Consider the following 15,142-nt stretch of genomic DNA (forward strand, 5'->3'; position numbering starts at 1 on the left):
TGGCAACCTGGTCCAGCAGGCTCTTCTTGGCACCCTCGAAGCCGGACTTGAAGAAGTCGCCGACGACGCTCTTGAGGGCGTCCTTGATGCCGCTGAGGGCGTTGCCGCCGAGGAGCTTACCGATGCCACCGAGGTTGATGTTGGGAAGCTTGAAACCACCGATGTTCAGGCCCATGACGTTCTCCTTCGTGCCGGCGGCGTGAGTGCCGCCCGGCCTACAAACAGATTATCGCAACTGCCCCGCCGGAGTTTCCTGGGGGATTTTTTTTCCGGCTTTTTTCCTCCGGTCCCCCCATGGCCCCCTCGAGCGCCGGGCGCACGAAAAACGAAGGACCGCGGCCGAGGGGGGGTTGGCCGCGGTCCTCGTGCCCCCTCGCCCGGAGAAGAAAGGGGGACTTGGAACCAGGAAATGGAGCCGTGAATCAGGTCAGCACGTCGAGCGCGCGGTTGTAGTACGCCTCGCGGCTGGCGAGCCCGTTGTAGCCGCCGTTGATGCGGCGGGTGACCTCACGGAAGTTGCCCGCGTCCGCGTAGGTGTTGAGGTTGCGCGTGTTCCAGAACCAGGCGGCGGTGCGGAAGCCCACGTCGGGGTCGGCGGCGCGGGTCGGGTTGTTCACCAGGTCGATGCCCAGGGCCTTGCCGGCGGCCGCGTAGTTGGCGCGGCCGGTGAGCTGGATGGGGCCGCGGCCCTTGAAGCGCTTGCCGTCGCCCGGCTGGGTGTTGCCCAGGTCCTTGCGGCCCTCGTAGGCGGCACCGGAGGCGATCTCCTCCATGTAGCGGAACTCGCCGCTCTCGTGGGCCAGCTGCGCGAGGAAGGCGGCCTGGCGCTTGGGGGTGTTGATGCCGGCCTCGGCCATGGCCTTGTTGAGGTGGGGCAGGTACTGCTCGGCCTTGGCCTGCGAGAGGTTGGGCATGATCTTCCGCAGCTGCGCGAGCGACACGCCGCCCTTGGTGCCGGGCTCGGAGGGGCCGGTGACGGGGCCGGGGCCGGTGGAGCCGCCCACCTTGGCGCCGAGCTTCTCGAAGGCGGCGCGCGTCTTGGGCCCGTAGTAGCCGGTGTTGGGCACGCCGTGGGCGGCCTGGAACTCCTTGAGGGCCGCCTCGGTCTTGGGGCCGAAGATGCCGGGGCCGGTGTTCATCTCGGCCTGGGTGAGATTGCCGGCCTTCACCAGGGCCTTCTGGAGCAGTTCCACGTCCTTGCCGCGAGCGCCCTTCTCCAGGTCCCCGGCGGGCAGGGACATGCCCTTCACGGAGCCGCCCGAGGAGTTCTGGCCGGCCACGGGGCCGCTGCTGCTGCCGGCCGGAGCGGTGCCCGGGCGCGGGTTGCCACCGGTGAAGGTGACGAGCTCGCCGGTGCTCTTGTAGTTCTTGGGGCCGCCCACGAGCTTGCCGTTCTGGAGCTTGAGGGCGATCTCCTTCCCGGTGGCGGGATCGTTGGCGTAGTAGGTGTCGCCCTTGCGGTGGGTGACGGTGACCCAGTGGTCGGTGCCGTTGGAGCCGCCGCCGGAGCCGGCCTTGTAGTCCACGCCGATGACGACGGGGCGGCCGGCGTCGATCTGCTTGTTGATGTTGGACATGCTCCAGCCGGGCTTGGTGGCTCCGAGGCCGGCCATCTTGGCGGCCTGGCCCCAGATGAGGCCGTTGCCGGAGTAGCCGCCGTTCTTGTCGAGGTAGGCGTCGAGCTCGCCGGGGTTGATGACCTTGCCGGTGATCTTGCTCATGGCCATGGCGGTGGAGGTCATGGCGCAGCCGGCGGCGGAGATGGAGGAGCTGGTGCCGAGGGTGCGGCCTCCCCACTGGGAATCGCCCTGGCGGTACATGGGGGTACCGTCGGCGGAGGTGGGGAAGGTACGGCCGTTGTCATCGCGCACGGGGCCGGCGGCACGGCCACCCGAGGCGGCCGGCTGCTCGAAGTTGTCGCCGCTCTGGGAGGGGTTGGCGCGAGGCGTCTTGGTGCCAGGAGCGTCGAAGCCGTCGGGGATGGTCAGCTTCTGCCCGACCTTGATGAGATCGGGATCCTTGATGTTGTTGGCCTTGGCCAGCTTGTCGACGGTGGTGTTGAACTTCTGGGCGAGCGTCGTCAGGTTGTCGCCGCGACGAACGGAGTAGGTGGTGCTCACGGTGGGTGCTCCGTGGAGATTGGGTTTGGTGAACAGCGTTGAACCCATTCTCGCAGCTCAATAGGAAAGGTTTCCTGGGAGCCCCAAAAAAGTGGCGATTCCCCCTGCGGAGCACGCGAATGTGACTGGGAACAGGGGTGGGAACGCACTCCGCGTGCGCGAGCACGTCTCGGAGGCAGACAGCGGCCTCACCCCGCCTTCGCGCCCACGTCATCCCGCCCGGCGAGCCGTGCCACCGCTTCGATGAGCACTCCCCGCTCCAGCGGCTTGGACAGGTGCACCTGGAAGCCCGCGCGGTAGGCCTTCCGCGCGTCCTCGGCGCTCGCGTACGCCGTGAGCGCGATCGCCGGCACCCACTGGTCCCTCGCTTCCGCCCAGGCTCGCACCCGCCTCAACAGCGCGTGTCCGTCCTCCCCCGGCAGGCCGATGTCCGACACCAACACGTCCGGCAACGCGGCCGTCAGCCTCTCCATCGCCTCGGCCGCGTTGCTCGCCGTGCTCACCTCCGCGCCCCGCTCGCGCAGCATGAGGGCAATCAGCTCGCGTGCGTCCGCCGCGTCCTCCACCAACAGCACCTTCACCTCGTCCAGCTTCACCGCCGGCGCCGTCTCCGCGCCCGGCAGCACCTCCGTCTGCACCTCGGGCAGCACCGCCGGCACCGGCAGCGTCACCATGAAGGTGGACCCCCTCCCCTCCCCCTCGCTCTCGGCCCGCACCACGCCCCCGTGCAACCCCACCAGGTGGTGGACGATCGCCAACCCCAAGCCCAGTCCACCGTGCTCGCGCGTCGCCGAGCCGTCCGCCTGCCAGAAGCGCTCGAAGAGGTGCGGCAGCGAGTCCGCTCGAATCCCCTTCCCCGTGTCCGTCACCCGAACCCGCAGCTCCCGCTCGCTCCGGTCCACCCGCACCCGCACCTGCCCTCCCGCCGGGGTGAACTTCACCGCGTTCACCAGCAGGTTCCAGCACACCTGCTGCAACCGCCCCGGGTCCCCCACCAGCATCGCCGTGCCGTTGCCGCCCACGTCCACCTCGAGCGACAACGACACTCCCTTCTGCTCCGCGTGCGGCCTCACCACCTCCACCGCCGCCTGCACCACCCCCACCAGCTCCACGCCCCGCCGGTGCAGCATCAGCTTGCCGGTGATGATGCGCGACACGTCCAGCACGTCTTCGATCAGCTGCGCCAGCGTGCGCGCGTTGCGCTCGATGACGGCCAGCCCCTTCTCCACCGCCTTCGCGTCGCTCTGCCGGTTGCGCAGCATCTGCGTCCAACCCAGCACCGCCGTCAGCGGCGTGCGCAGCTCGTGGCTCATCACCGCGAGGAACTCGTCCTTCGCGCGGTTGGCCGCCTGCGTCTCCGCCATCAGCCGCGTGTTCTCGATCGCCACCGAGGCCATGCGCGCCAGTTGCACCAGGATGGCCTCGTCCTCGGCGCTGAAGTCCCCCTCGTGCCGGTCCGACAGCTGGATGAGGCCCAGGTTGCGCCCGTCCCTTCCCACCAGGGGCGCCGCCAGCCAGCCGCGCAGCGGCGGGTGCTTCGCCTTGTACCGGCCGAAGTCCTTCCAGGCCGGGTGCGACTCCAGCTCCACCTGCGTCAGCCTCATGGGCAGGTTCAGCCGGCACACCCACGAGTAGATGCCCGTCCCCTCCGGCGACTCCTTCCAGTCGCGCCACGCCCCATACCGCTCCGACATCGACGTGGCGTGGATGGCCTGCGACCAGCTGCCGTCCACCGTCAGGCTGGTGACGGCCTGATGCGCGCCAATCACCTCGCGCGCCTGCTCCGTCACCGCCCGCAGCACGTGCTCGACCGAGTCCGCCTCGCTGATGACGAGCGCGGCGCTCGCCAGCCCCTGCAACTGCATGGCGTGGCGCTGCTCGCGCGCGAGCAGCCGCTCCAGCTCCGCCTCGCCCTGGCGCTGGCGGGTGATGTCCCGGTGGGCCCCCACCCACTCGCGCACCGTGCCGTCCCTCTCCAGCACCGGCACCGCGCGCGCCAGCACGGAGCGGTACGTCCCGTCGCGGTGCCGCAACCGGTGCTCCATCAGGTAGGGCGTGCGCGTGGAGAGCGCGGACTCCCACGTCCTCGCGGTGCGCTCCCGGTCCTCCGGATGCACCGCATCCAACCAGCCCCAGCCCAGCAGCTCCTCGCGCGTCTGCCCCGTGAAGGCCCGCCAGCCGGGCTGGTCCTCCATGAACTCGCCCGACGTCGGCGTCACCCAGATGATGTCGGAGGTGGCCGTCACCAGCGAGCGGAAGCGCTCCTCGCTGTACCCCAGGTCGCGAGCCAGCGTCTCCGCCGTGCGGCGCGAGCGCACCAGGTCCGTCACGTCGTAGGCGAAGATGGCCACGCCCTCCACCCGTCCGGCGGCGTCGCGCTGCGGGTGGTAGGCGATGTCGAAGAACATCTCCTCCGGCGGTGCGCCCTGGCGAGGCACCCTCACCGGCCGGGCCCGCCCCACGTAGGAGCTGCCGGAGAGGTACACCCGGTCCATCACCTCGAAGACGCCCTGGCCCTCCAGCTCGGGCAGGGCCTCGCGCGCCGGCTGGCCCACCAGGTCCCTGCCCCCGTAGAAGCGGCGGTGCAGCAGGTTGGAGAAGACGAAGCGGTGCTCGGCCCCCCGGGTGATGCTGACGGCGGCGGGCGCCAGCATCAGCATCTCCTGGAAGCGCGTGCGCTCGCTCTCCACCGCCGCGCGCGACGTCTGCTCCGCCGACAGCAGCCGCACCCGCTCGTTCTCCGCCAGGCGCCGCTCCGACACGTCCCGGGTGAAGATGACGAGGCCCTCGCCCGAGGGGAAGGCGCGCGACTCCAGCCACACGCCCGCGGGATGGAAGAAGTCCTCCAGGGACACGAGCGTCCCCGCGTCCATGGCCCGGCGCCAGGCGGGGGCGAAGGCGGTGTCCTCCGCCTCGGGCAGCGCGGTCCACAGCTCCTGTCCCAGCAGTTGCTCGCGCGAGCGGCCCAGCAGCCTCTCCCCCACGGCGTTGAGCCAGAGGAAGCGCCACGCCTTGTCCACCACGAGGATGCCGTCGGTCACGCCGTCGAGCAGCGGATCAAAGCCCGACGGGGCCCGCCTCTCCGGCCCCCCGGTCGGAGTTCTTGACGGCTCGCGCGTTTCCATCATGGTCGCGAGAACTGGCTTACCAGAGCACGGTGACGCGTGCTCGCGAGCGGGGCCCGGATTGTTGGACGGCGACCGGAGGAGCCGGCCCCTCTCGTCCTCGAGTGCAGCCCCAGGTAGGAGTAGCGGACACCCGGGGCAGCGTGAAGCCCGCCCGGGGAGGAAGAGGGCGGCCCCGGGGCCTCCGGCCTTGTGTGTGAGGGAGCCTTCCGTTAGCAGTCGGACCACACGCCATGTCCACCGACGTCACGACTCCCTCCACGCCCGCGGCGCCCGCCGCGAACCGTTTCCTCTGGGTGGCGCTGGCCGCCGCCGTGTGCCTGCTGCTGCTCGGGATGGCGCTGCTGCGCCAGCGCACCGCGACCCTGGAGCGCTACGGCCAGCTCCCGGCCTTCACCTTCACCCGCCAGGACGGCAAGCCCTTCGGCCTGGAACAGCTGAAGGGCCGCCCCTTCGTGGCCAACTTCATCTTCACCCGCTGCCCCACCATCTGCCCCGTCTTCACCCAGAAGATGGCGCGCTTCCAGAAGCAGACGGCGGACATCGGCGGACAGCTGGCGCTCGTCTCCTTCTCGGTGGACCCGCAGTACGACACGCCCGAGCGCCTCACCGCGTACGGCGCGAAGCACGGCGCGGACCCGGCGCGTTGGAGCTTCCTCACGGGCGACTACAACGCGCTCAAGGAGACCGTCGTCGGCGGCTTCAAAATGGCCATGGGCCGCAACGAGCAGGACCCGGATGACATCCCCAACATCTTCCACGGCTCGCACTTCGTGCTGGTGGACCGCACGGGGGAGATTCGCGGCTTCTACAACAGCGAGCACGACGACGCGGTGGAGAAGCTGCTGAGCGACGCGCGCCAGCTGGTGCGCGACGGCGGCCAGTAACCGCTAGGAGGACGCGGGAGCACCGGCGGCGGCGAGCGCCCGCTGGTACACCTCGAGGTCCGAGGCGCTGAAGAGCACCACCGTCACCCGCTCCAACTGGGGCTGGCGCGCGAGGGCGGCCCGAATCTCCCGGAGGGCGATGGGCGCGGCCTCGTCGATGGGGAAGCCATAGGCGCCGGTGGAGATGGACGGGAAGGCCACGGAGCGCAGACCGTGGCGCGCGACGAGGTCCAGGACGCGGCGGTAGCAGCGCGCGAGCGTCTCGCGCTCGCCCTGGGAGCCCCCACGCCAGACGGGGCCCACGGTGTGGATGACATGGCGGGCGGGCAGGCGCCAGGCGCCGGTGATGCGGGCCTCGCCGGTGGGACACCCGTTGAGGGTCCGACACTCGGCGAGCAGTTCGGGACCGGCGGCGCGGTGGATGGCGCCGTCCACGCCCCCGCCGCCGAGCAGGGAGGAGTTGGCCGCGTTCACCAGGGCATCGGCGGACACCTTCGTGAGATCGCCTTGCATCAGCACCAGCCGGTCATCCGAGGGGGAGTGAGTCACCTTGCGCTCCTTCGAGAGGGGGCCGGGCGGACGGGCGGGCGGCGAGGAGTCTGACACCCTTCCCGGGAGGCCGGGTCATGACGCGGTGCTTCCAACCGGAGCCCGCGTGCATACCTTGGCCGGAAAGACGACGCAGAGGGAAGGGACACACATGCTGACGACTGCGACGGACCTGGTGGGGCGGCTGAAGGATGCCGTGACGAGGGTGGGCACCGAGGGTGTGCGGGTGGTGATCGACACGCTGGTCTCGGCTGCGGACGAGGTGGACAAGCTGCAGGAGCTGTGGCCGAAGCAGGGGCGTGGGGCGAAGGTGAAGCGCGAGCCGGCCCGAGGGGCGCGGAGCGCCGAGCAGCAGGCGGCGATGGAGCCCGACCTGTACCGGCCCATCGCGGACCGGCCGGTGAGGAAACGCCCGGAGCGGCAGCAGGTGGCGCCGGAGCAGGTGCAGGCCACGGCGGAGCTGGTGCTGGAGGAGGCGAGGGCGGTGGAGGAGCGCATCAAGAAGGCGCGGCCCGCCCGTAAACCCCTGAAGGTGGCGGGGCTGGAAGAGGAGAAGCCGAAGCGGAGGACGTCGGGACGCAAGGCGACGCCCACGGCGACGGCCGCCGCCCCCAAGCGAGCCAAGGCACCGGAAGGGGGCTTCAAGGCGAAGCGAGGACAAAAACACCGTCACTGAGCCCCACCACCCCTCTCCCTCCGGGAGAGGGACGGGGAGAGGGTATCAAACCACCCAGGTTGAACCCGTGAATGCCCCCTCTCCCTCTGGGAGAGGGCTGGGGTGAGGGTCAATTCCGAGTCCCGAGTCCCGAGTCCCGAGTCCACCCAAGGGGAGAACCCGGCCCGCGTCACCTGCGCGTGACCTTGGGGGCGGTGGCGCGAGGGAGCACCTTGCTGCGCATGCGCGAGGAACTCTTCACGGTGATGCCGGAGGCCTTCAACTGGGCGGCCTTCTCGGCGGCGAGACGTTCGGCCTCGGCCTTGCGAGCGGCCTCCTCGGCGGCGAGCTGGGCGCGGCGCTGGGCGAGCACCTCGCGCATGCCCTCGGCGGTGAGGTCCACCTGGGCGAGGTGGAGCCGATAGAGGAGGTCCTCGCGGAGGGAGCCCTTGGCGCGAGCGGGCTCGATGGAACCGGAGAGCCCGACGACGATCTTGGGACGCTCCTCCTGGGTCTGGAGGCAGCGGACGATGAGGCCCTGGGAGGGGAAATCGAGGCGGGCGACATCGGGGATGAAGACGACGCCGCGACGCTGGCGGAGGGCGTCGACAACCTGGGAGGACTGACGGACCTCCACGAGGGGGCCCTCATGGGCAAAGTGGCGAGCCGAGGCAGCGGCCCACGTGCGCCGCTCGTCCTCGGTGCCCCCGCTCAACAGCACCGAGGCGCGGTTCGTCACGAGCTCTTCTTCGCGGTACCCTCGCGGTGTCAAAGGCAGACCTCCCCCGTCATTGACTGCTTTTGACAAAGCCTAACGCAAATCGGGTTTCCCGTCGAACCCTGCAAGCGCGCGGGGGCCGACAATTCGGCCTCGGATGCGCTCTTTCCCCAATATTTCCACCCAGTTGCAGAAAACCGTTGGAGCCCACACAACCCGTGAGGGGGGATACACGGGGAGGACCCGGGATGACTTGGTGCGTCGGAACGTTCCCAGGAGCCCTGGGAGCGGTCAGACCCGCCACACGACGAAGCCCCCATCACGCGTGGAGGACCATGACGGGCCTGCGGCAGCGCGCCACCAGTGCCCGGGCCACCGCGTCGCTGAGGTAGCTGGCGGGACCTGGGGCATGGGACGTGCCCAGGCACACCAGGTCCACACCCTCGCGCTCGGTGGCCTGGCAGATGGCCCGGGCCACGTCATCACCGGTGACGCCCTCCACGGTCCAGTGCACATCCTGGGCGCCTTCCTCGTGAGGCACCATCGCCCGCAGCCGCGCCAGGACGTCCGAACGCTCCTGGGGAGGCTCGGGCAGCACGCCGTAGTGGTCCATCACCCACGTGCGCTCCGAGGCCTTGAGCCGGTGCACGTGCAGCAGGTGCACGCGGCCGCCGGGGCGCACCAGCGAGCGGGCCTGGGAGATGGCGCGGGTACTGGCCTCGGAGAAGTCCACCGGGACGAGCACGGCGCGCGGCGGCACGGACCTGCGGGCCACCGGATGGGAAGGAGGCACGCACGCCACGGACTGCTCGGCGTGGCGCAGCACGCCCGCGGACACCGAGCCATGCCACAGCCGGGCGAGACCTCCGCGCTGGTGGGTGCCCACCACGACGAGGTCCACGCCGCGCGCATGCGCCACGTGCAGCAGGTGGTCCGAGGGGCGGCCGAAGCCCGGCTCCAGGTGCAGCTCCAACCGCCCTTCTCCGGGCAGCGACCCCACGCGCTCGGCCAGCTCGCGCATCAGCACGCGCTCCACCTCCGGGTCGAGCACCTCGATGCGGCGTACCACCGGGTCGAGCATCTCCAGGTGCACGGGGGTGTGGATGCCCAGACGCTCGCGCTCCTCCACGGGGGAGCACACGGAGGCGGCCACCACGTCACAGGGGCCGACGCGGCGCAGCTCGTGCAGCCACGCCAAGGCGCACTCCGAGGTGGGCGAACCATCCACGCCGACGAGCACCTGCAACCGGCGCCCACCGCGCGCCCAATCCGCGAGGGAGGCACCCTCGCGGCGCACGACGAGCACGGGCACGTGGGCACACTGGACGATGCGCTCGTGGACGGGGGCGCGGCGCCACGAGACAGGCCCCCAGCCCTCGGCGGCGAGGACGAACAACCGGGCATCCCGGGTGAGCTCGTCCTCCAGGAGCACCTTGCCAGGAGGCCCCTCGAGCAGGCGCGGTTCGACCGGGAAACCGGGAGTCCGAAGACGAGCGGCCTCGGCGTCGAGACGCCTCCGGGCGTCATTCAGGGAAGCAGGTCCCTCGGGAATGGGGTGCTCGCCGTCGAAGACGCCGAGGAGCCACAGCGGTTCACCCAGCTTGGCGGCGAGGGCGGCGGCGGCATTGGCGGCACGGACGGAGGACTCCGACAGGTTGGTTGCGCAGAGCACCGGCATGACGGCCTCCCAGAGAGGGCGCGGAATGTCCTCTACGAAGGAAAACCCACGAGGAGAGGATGGCCATCGAGAAGGTGTACGGAAGACCTGCGCGCGGACGCACGCTCCTCCCCTCTCCCTCCGGGAGAGGGACGGGGTGAGGGTACCGAGCCCTCCAGGTTGACTCCGTGTAAGCCCCCTCTCCCCCTGGGAGAGGGCTGGGGTGAGGGTCTACGGGCAGCGCCCCGGACTACCGAGGGGCCAGCACCGAGTGCCCGTCATGATTCGTATGGTCCTGATTGGGCCCATTGCCGCCGCGCAGCCCATCCTGACCCAGGGACTGCAGGAAGGGCCGCTGCCCGTCGCTGGAGTAGACGTAGGGGAGACCCCAGGGGTCCACGGGCTCGGCGGGGAGGTACTTGGGAACGAGGAACGAGAGGCTGCCCTCCTCGGGAAGGGAGCCGTTCGCGGCGCGCCAGGACTCGAGGGCGGCGAGGATGCGGTTGAAGTCGGAGTGCACCTGGACGGCGGCGGGGTCGTGCTTGCCGCGGATGCCGAGCACCACGATGACGCCGATGACCACGAAGGAGATCGGCAGGAAGATGAGCAGGAAGTGGGGGCGGCGGCGCTGACTCACGGAGTCCTCCGGGCTCCGGACTACCACAGGGCGCGGAAGAGGGGCACCGGATGTGGCTTGCCCTTGAGACGTACGGGTGGCAGCTCCTCGAAGCCGGCCTCATGGCCGGTGAGCAGCTCGACGGTGCGCTCGCCGACCAGGATTTCCCCCGGCCCGGCGATGGCGCACAGACGGGCGGCGACATTCACGGAGTCACCGATGCAGGTGTACTCGGTGCGCATGGCGCCGCCGATGTTACCGGCCACGGCCATGCCCGAGTTGATGCCGATGCCCAGCTCGAGGGTGAGGGGGCGGCCCTCGCGGGTGGTGGCCCACTCGGCCTCGGCGCGCTGACGCAGTTCGACCATGAAGGCCATCATCATCTTGGCGGACTGGAGGGCGCGCAGCGCATCATCCGGGCGGAACACGGGGGCGCCGAAGACGGCCATGAGCCCATCGCCGAGGAACTTGTCCAGGGTGCCGCCGCAGGTGAGCACCGCGTCGGACAGCCCACCGAGCACCTGGTTCAACACGCCGACGGTCTGCTCGGGGGGAAGACTGTCGGCGAGCCCGGTGAAGTTGCGGATGTCGGCGAAGAGGATGGTGACCTCGCGCTTCTCGCCGGTGAGCACGACGGAGTCGGGGCTCTTGAGGATCTCCTCCACGACGGCGTCGGAGGTGTAGCGGGCGAAGAGCTTGCGCATCCGCTCCGTCTCGCCGGTGCGGCGCATGACGCTCTCGATGCGCGCGGCGAGCTCGTCCATGGAGGCGGACTTGTTGACGTAGTCATCGGCGCCGGCGCGCAGACCCCTGACACGCTCGGTGTCGTTGTCGTTGGCGGTGAGGATGATGACGGGCATGGCCCGGGTGGGGCCTTCCTTGAGGCGGCGGCACAGCTCCATGCCGTCGATGCCGGGCATGTCGAGGTCGCTCAGGACGATGGCGGGCTGCACCTTGCCCACCTGCTCCAGGGCCTCGTAGGGATCCTGGAAGCAGATGACCTCGTAGCCGAGCGACACGAGCCCGTCCTGGACGAAGGCGCAGGCCAGGGGGCTGTCATCCACCACCACGACGCGGTGATGACCCTCCTGCTGCTGGGTGCGAGGGGCCTCCTGGCGGCCGGAGACGCGGCCCTGGAGGGCGAGGCCCTCATAGAGCTGCTTGTAGGAGCAGTACCCGTTCTCGACGAGGATTTCGCCCAGCTTGCGGCCGGTGCGGCGCTGGAGGGCGAGCGCCTCGTCGAGCTGGGAGACGGAGAGATACTTGAGCCCCACGAGCACTTCGCCGAGGGGGGGCTGGATGGGGGTGATGCCCTGGAGGGGGGTGTGCAGACCGAGCGCCTCGCCGAGGGCGTCCTGAATCTGCTCGCGGGTGACGTAGCCGAGGGAGATGAGGGCCTCGCCGAGCCGTTGCCCGTTGAGGGACTGGAGGGCGAGGGCCTCTTCGATCTGATTGGGCGTGACGATGCCGAGCTTGAGCAGGAGCTCGCCGAAGAGCGGGCTGTCCGCGCGAACCGCGGGGCGGTTGCTGCCATCGGCGCGCTCCTGGGGCGCCATGGGGTCCAGGACCGGACGGGTCAACGGGCTCTCCACCAGTGAGAAGGGTAAGGTCGGGGTCCAACAGTACCCCACCGCACGGGATGGAAACACTCGGGAGGGACGCTCCCCCGGCCGTTCGCCAGGCAGCCGGAAGAAATCCTGATCCCACCCATGTCCCCACCCAGCCTCCCCCCTCCCTTCCCCTCCCTCTCCCTCTGGGAGAGGGTCGGGGTGAGGGTATCTGGACCTGGGGGTGCGACCTGAAATCACCACTCGGAGTCACTACTCGCGAGGAAGCTCCACGGTGAAAGTAGACCCCTCCCCTGGAGCACTGCGTACGGAGATATAGCCGCCGTGGGATTCAATGATCTCCCGTGAAATCCACAGTCCCAGACCGAGCCCGTGGAACTGCCTGCCGGTGGCGGCGCGCTCGAAGCGTTCGAAGATCCGGGCCTGGTCCTCGGGAGCGATGCCAATCCCGGAATCCTTCACCACGAGCCGGGCGCGGCCCGTGTCGCCGGACTCCACGCGAACCTCCACGGGCAGACCCCGCCCATACTTGGCCGCATTGGACAACAAGTTCCCCACCACCTGCTCCAACCGGACGCGGTCCCACCGTCCCAGGACCTGTGCGTCAGCCACGAGCCGCACCTCGCTGCCCACACGGGCGAGCGCCTCGGACATGCGCCCCACGGCGTCGCGAGCCAGCACCGACAGGTCCAGCTCCTCGCGCTCCAGCTTCATCTTCCCCGAGGTGATGCGGCCCGCGTCCATCAGCTCGTCGATGAGCGCCCCCAGCCGCTCGCTGGTGCGCTCGGCCTTCTCCACGCGCTCGGACAGGCCCGGGGTGGTGGCCACGTCGCGCGCCATGCGCGCCAGCAATTGAATCTGGAGCCGCAGCGCGCTCAGGGGCGTCTTCAGCTCATGACCCGCCACCGAGAGGAAATCATCGCGAAGGCGTACGGCCTCGGTGGCCGCGCCGTACAGCCGGGCGTCCTCGATGGCCAGCGCGGCCCGCTCCGCGAGGCTCCGCAGCAGCAGCTGATCCTCCTCGCCATAGGGGCGCCCGCCGGCCACGTCGCGCACCACGCCGAGCGTGCCGAACACCCGCCCCTTCACCGCCAGCGGCACCACCAGCAGGCTCTGCGATCCATACCTTTCCAGGTAGGGCAGGTACTCGGGCAAACCGCCGGACGCACGCGCCTCCTCCACGTCCACGTCCGGCAACAGCATCACACGCCCATGGGCGACGACCCCACCGTGGAGCCCCTCGCCCAGCCGCTGCCGCCGGGCGTGCACCGTGCCGGCCAGCAACCAGCGCGCCTCGGGGTCCGGGTGGTGGATGGTGACGGGCTCCAGGAAGGCGCCGTCCTCGGCCATGAGCTGGAGCACGCACCCGTCGCCCACCACTTCGGACACCTTCCGGGCAATCACATCCAGCACCGCGGGCAGGTCCAACCCCGCCTCGGCCAGCAGCCGGTCCACGTCCACGAGGATGCGCAGGCGGGCGGCGTTGCGGCGGGACTCGGCCTCGGCGGCGCGGGCCTTGCGCAGCAGACGCGCGTTGTCGATGGCGAGCCCCGCGCGGGCGGCCAGGTCCTCCGCGAGTGACAGATCCGCCCCGGTGAAGGGCGTGCGCGCCGGCCCGCGCACGAAGGACATGGAGCCCAGGGTGCGCTGGCGCGCCACCAGGGGGACGATGATGAACGAGCCACCCGCGTCCTGCCGCGAGGGGGAGGAGCCCTCCGCCGGAACCTGCGAGGCGGGCACCACGCCGGTGACGAGCTGCGCGCGTCCGGTGCGCACCACGTCGGCGATGGCCGAGGGCCGGGCGCGATCCGGGGTGAATTCCAGGAGCTTGTCATGCAACAGCGAGCGCTCGGGCTCGGAGTGCTGCACGGTGAGCCGCCGCAAGGCGCCGTGCTCGTCGAGGAAGTCCACGGCGCACCAGTCCGAGAAGACGCCCACCGCGAGCTGCGCCACGCTGGCCACCGTCGACTCCCACTCCAGCGAGCCGGACAGCAGCACGCCCGCGTCCGCCAGCAATTGCAGCCGCTGCCCGGCGGCCTCCGCGAGCAGGCGCGCGGTGCGCTCGTTCTCATAGAGGCGCGCCCGTTCGAGGGCCTGCGCGCACTGGCGGGCCAGGCCCAGCATGAGGGTGCGCTGCAACTCGGTGAAGTGCCGCGCCTGGGCGAAGCCGAAGGCCAGCAACCCCAGACAGCGCTGCTCCACCATGAGCGGAAGGAAGGCGAAGGCCTGACAGGACTGGGTGACCAGGTACACGGAGAAGGCGGGATAGCGGACCCGGGCCTCCTCCAGGGACTCCAGCCACACGGGCATCCCCCGGGCGGCCGCGTCGTAGCCGGGCATCTCGGGCATTGTCCTGGGCAGGGTGCGCAAGGTGGCGAAGGACTCCGGACTGGCGCCCACCGCGGCCACCAGCTCCACCGAGCGCCCATCCGCCGAGACCTGATGCACGGTGCCGCCCACGGCGCCCACGGCGGGCACGCCCAGCTCCAGCACGGCCCGGCCCACGTCCTCACGGGTGAGGGCGCGGCCGAAGGCCTCCGTCACCGCCTGGAAGCTGGTGAGGCGCAGCAGCTCGGCCTGCTCGGCCTCGGCGCGGGCCTGGAGCGCGGCGGTGCGTCCGGAGGCCACCAGCCGGCCCCGCTCGATGGCGAGCCCGGCCAGCTGCGCGTAGAGGGTGAAGCGCCGCGTCTCCTCCGGGGTATAGGCCCGCAACTCGCACGAGGGCCCCAGCAACACGCCCACGCACCCGCCGCTCGAGGTGAGCACGGACAGCGCCAGCAGCGACACGGCTCCCATCCGGGCCATCGCCTCGGCCAGCACCGGCTCCAGCCCCGGCTCTCCCCGGTGGAAGAGCCACGGCGTCCGCTCCAGACGAGGACCATCCAGCAGGCAGCGCCCGCATGCGGCCACCGCATCCGGCGCCAGGCCGGGCGAGGCCTGTGTCAGCAGCAACCCGTCCGTGTCCAACCATGCCACCGCCGCGCGCTCCAGGCCCAGTGAGGCCCCCGCGCAATACACCACCTCCTGCAACACCGCCGAGGCCGACGGCGAGGACGCGAGCTGCTCCAGAGCGCGAGACATGCGCTCCACCGCGACGACGAAGTTGTTTCCGGGCACTTGCATGCCCCTACCCCCCAGCCCGGCCCCCTGTCGCACCGAGCATGGAAAGGCACTCTTCCACGACCGGGAATCACCGCCCACCACCCCCCGTGACGGAGCGTCCGGTTCAAGATGAACGAACTTATCC

The 15,142-nt window shown here is 70.6% G+C and carries 10 protein-coding genes and 1 pseudogene; 2 read left to right on the forward strand and 9 right to left on the reverse strand.

The window, feature by feature from the left end; all coding sequences use genetic code 11:
• Positions 1–422: 422 nt before the first annotated feature.
• From NR810_RS52955 to NR810_RS45620, 3 genes and pseudogenes are all read right to left on the reverse strand, one after another.
• Positions 423–1,241 (reverse strand): glycoside hydrolase family 19 protein, encoded by an 819-nt coding sequence (locus NR810_RS52955; protein WP_407653899.1) that lies wholly within the window; start codon positions 1,239–1,241, stop codon positions 423–425.
• Between the two features lie 195 nt (positions 1,242–1,436).
• Positions 1,437–2,168: pseudogene (locus tag NR810_RS52960) on the reverse strand (LysM peptidoglycan-binding domain-containing protein); the annotation flags it as partial.
• 140 nt (positions 2,169–2,308) lie between these two features.
• On the reverse strand, positions 2,309–5,161 hold the full coding sequence (locus NR810_RS45620) for a PAS domain-containing protein (RefSeq protein ID WP_257461942.1): 2,853 nt from the start codon (positions 5,159–5,161) through the stop codon (positions 2,309–2,311).
• 317 nt (positions 5,162–5,478) lie between these two features.
• On the opposite strand from NR810_RS45620, the gene NR810_RS45625 reads away from it, so the two are divergent.
• Positions 5,479–6,132: an SCO family protein gene (locus NR810_RS45625; protein WP_257461943.1), complete on the forward strand. Its 654-nt coding sequence runs from the start codon at positions 5,479–5,481 to the stop codon at positions 6,130–6,132.
• Between the two features lie 3 nt (positions 6,133–6,135).
• Here the strand turns inward: NR810_RS45625 and NR810_RS45630 are convergent, their stop codons facing one another.
• Positions 6,136–6,645, reverse strand: a complete 510-nt coding sequence (locus tag NR810_RS45630) for an O-acetyl-ADP-ribose deacetylase (protein ID WP_257462063.1) — start codon at positions 6,643–6,645, stop codon at positions 6,136–6,138.
• A 187-nt stretch (positions 6,646–6,832) separates the two neighbouring features.
• Between NR810_RS45630 and NR810_RS45635 the strand changes: the two genes are divergently transcribed.
• Positions 6,833–7,357 carry a hypothetical protein gene (locus tag NR810_RS45635; RefSeq protein ID WP_257461945.1) on the forward strand — a complete coding sequence of 175 codons (525 nt, stop codon included), beginning with the start codon at positions 6,833–6,835 and terminating at the stop codon, positions 7,355–7,357.
• 169 nt (positions 7,358–7,526) lie between these two features.
• On the opposite strand, the gene NR810_RS45640 is transcribed toward NR810_RS45635, so the two are convergent.
• From NR810_RS45640 to NR810_RS45660, 5 genes are all read right to left on the reverse strand, one after another.
• A complete protein-coding gene (locus NR810_RS45640) occupies positions 7,527–8,075 on the reverse strand; it encodes a Fis family transcriptional regulator (RefSeq protein ID WP_257461946.1) in 549 nt (182 codons plus the stop codon).
• Between the two features lie 298 nt (positions 8,076–8,373).
• The gene (locus NR810_RS45645) at positions 8,374–9,732 is read right to left on the reverse strand and encodes a universal stress protein (RefSeq protein ID WP_257461948.1); all 1,359 of its coding nucleotides are present in this window, start codon (positions 9,730–9,732) and stop codon (positions 8,374–8,376) included.
• 229 nt (positions 9,733–9,961) lie between these two features.
• Complete coding sequence (locus NR810_RS45650) at positions 9,962–10,348, reverse strand: type II secretion system protein GspG (protein ID WP_326522551.1); 387 nt, start codon at positions 10,346–10,348, stop codon at positions 9,962–9,964.
• A gap of 20 nt (positions 10,349–10,368) precedes the next feature.
• Positions 10,369–11,883 (reverse strand): adenylate/guanylate cyclase domain-containing protein, encoded by a 1,515-nt coding sequence (locus NR810_RS45655; protein ID WP_257462064.1) that lies wholly within the window; start codon positions 11,881–11,883, stop codon positions 10,369–10,371.
• Positions 11,884–12,147: 264 nt separating this feature from the next.
• Positions 12,148–15,018, reverse strand: coding sequence for a sensor histidine kinase (locus tag NR810_RS45660; RefSeq protein ID WP_257461949.1), 2,871 nt, complete (start codon positions 15,016–15,018; stop codon positions 12,148–12,150).
• Positions 15,019–15,142 lie beyond the last annotated feature (124 nt).

This window comes from Archangium lipolyticum (assembly GCF_024623785.1).
Lineage (GTDB): Bacteria > Myxococcota > Myxococcia > Myxococcales > Myxococcaceae > Archangium > Archangium lipolyticum.

Coding starts and splice junctions, on each gene's coding strand:
- NR810_RS45625 (WP_257461943.1), top strand. CDS start 5,479: ATGTCCACCGACGTCACGACTCCCTCCACGCCCGCGGCGCCCGCCGCG.
- NR810_RS45655 (WP_257462064.1), bottom strand. CDS start 11,883: ATGGCGCCCCAGGAGCGCGCCGATGGCAGCAACCGCCCCGCGGTTCGC.
- NR810_RS45630 (WP_257462063.1), bottom strand. CDS start 6,645: ATGCAAGGCGATCTCACGAAGGTGTCCGCCGATGCCCTGGTGAACGCG.
- NR810_RS45660 (WP_257461949.1), bottom strand. CDS start 15,018: ATGCAAGTGCCCGGAAACAACTTCGTCGTCGCGGTGGAGCGCATGTCT.
- NR810_RS45635 (WP_257461945.1), top strand. CDS start 6,833: ATGCTGACGACTGCGACGGACCTGGTGGGGCGGCTGAAGGATGCCGTG.
- NR810_RS45645 (WP_257461948.1), bottom strand. CDS start 9,732: ATGCCGGTGCTCTGCGCAACCAACCTGTCGGAGTCCTCCGTCCGTGCC.
- NR810_RS52955 (WP_407653899.1), bottom strand. CDS start 1,241: ATGTCCCTGCCCGCCGGGGACCTGGAGAAGGGCGCTCGCGGCAAGGAC.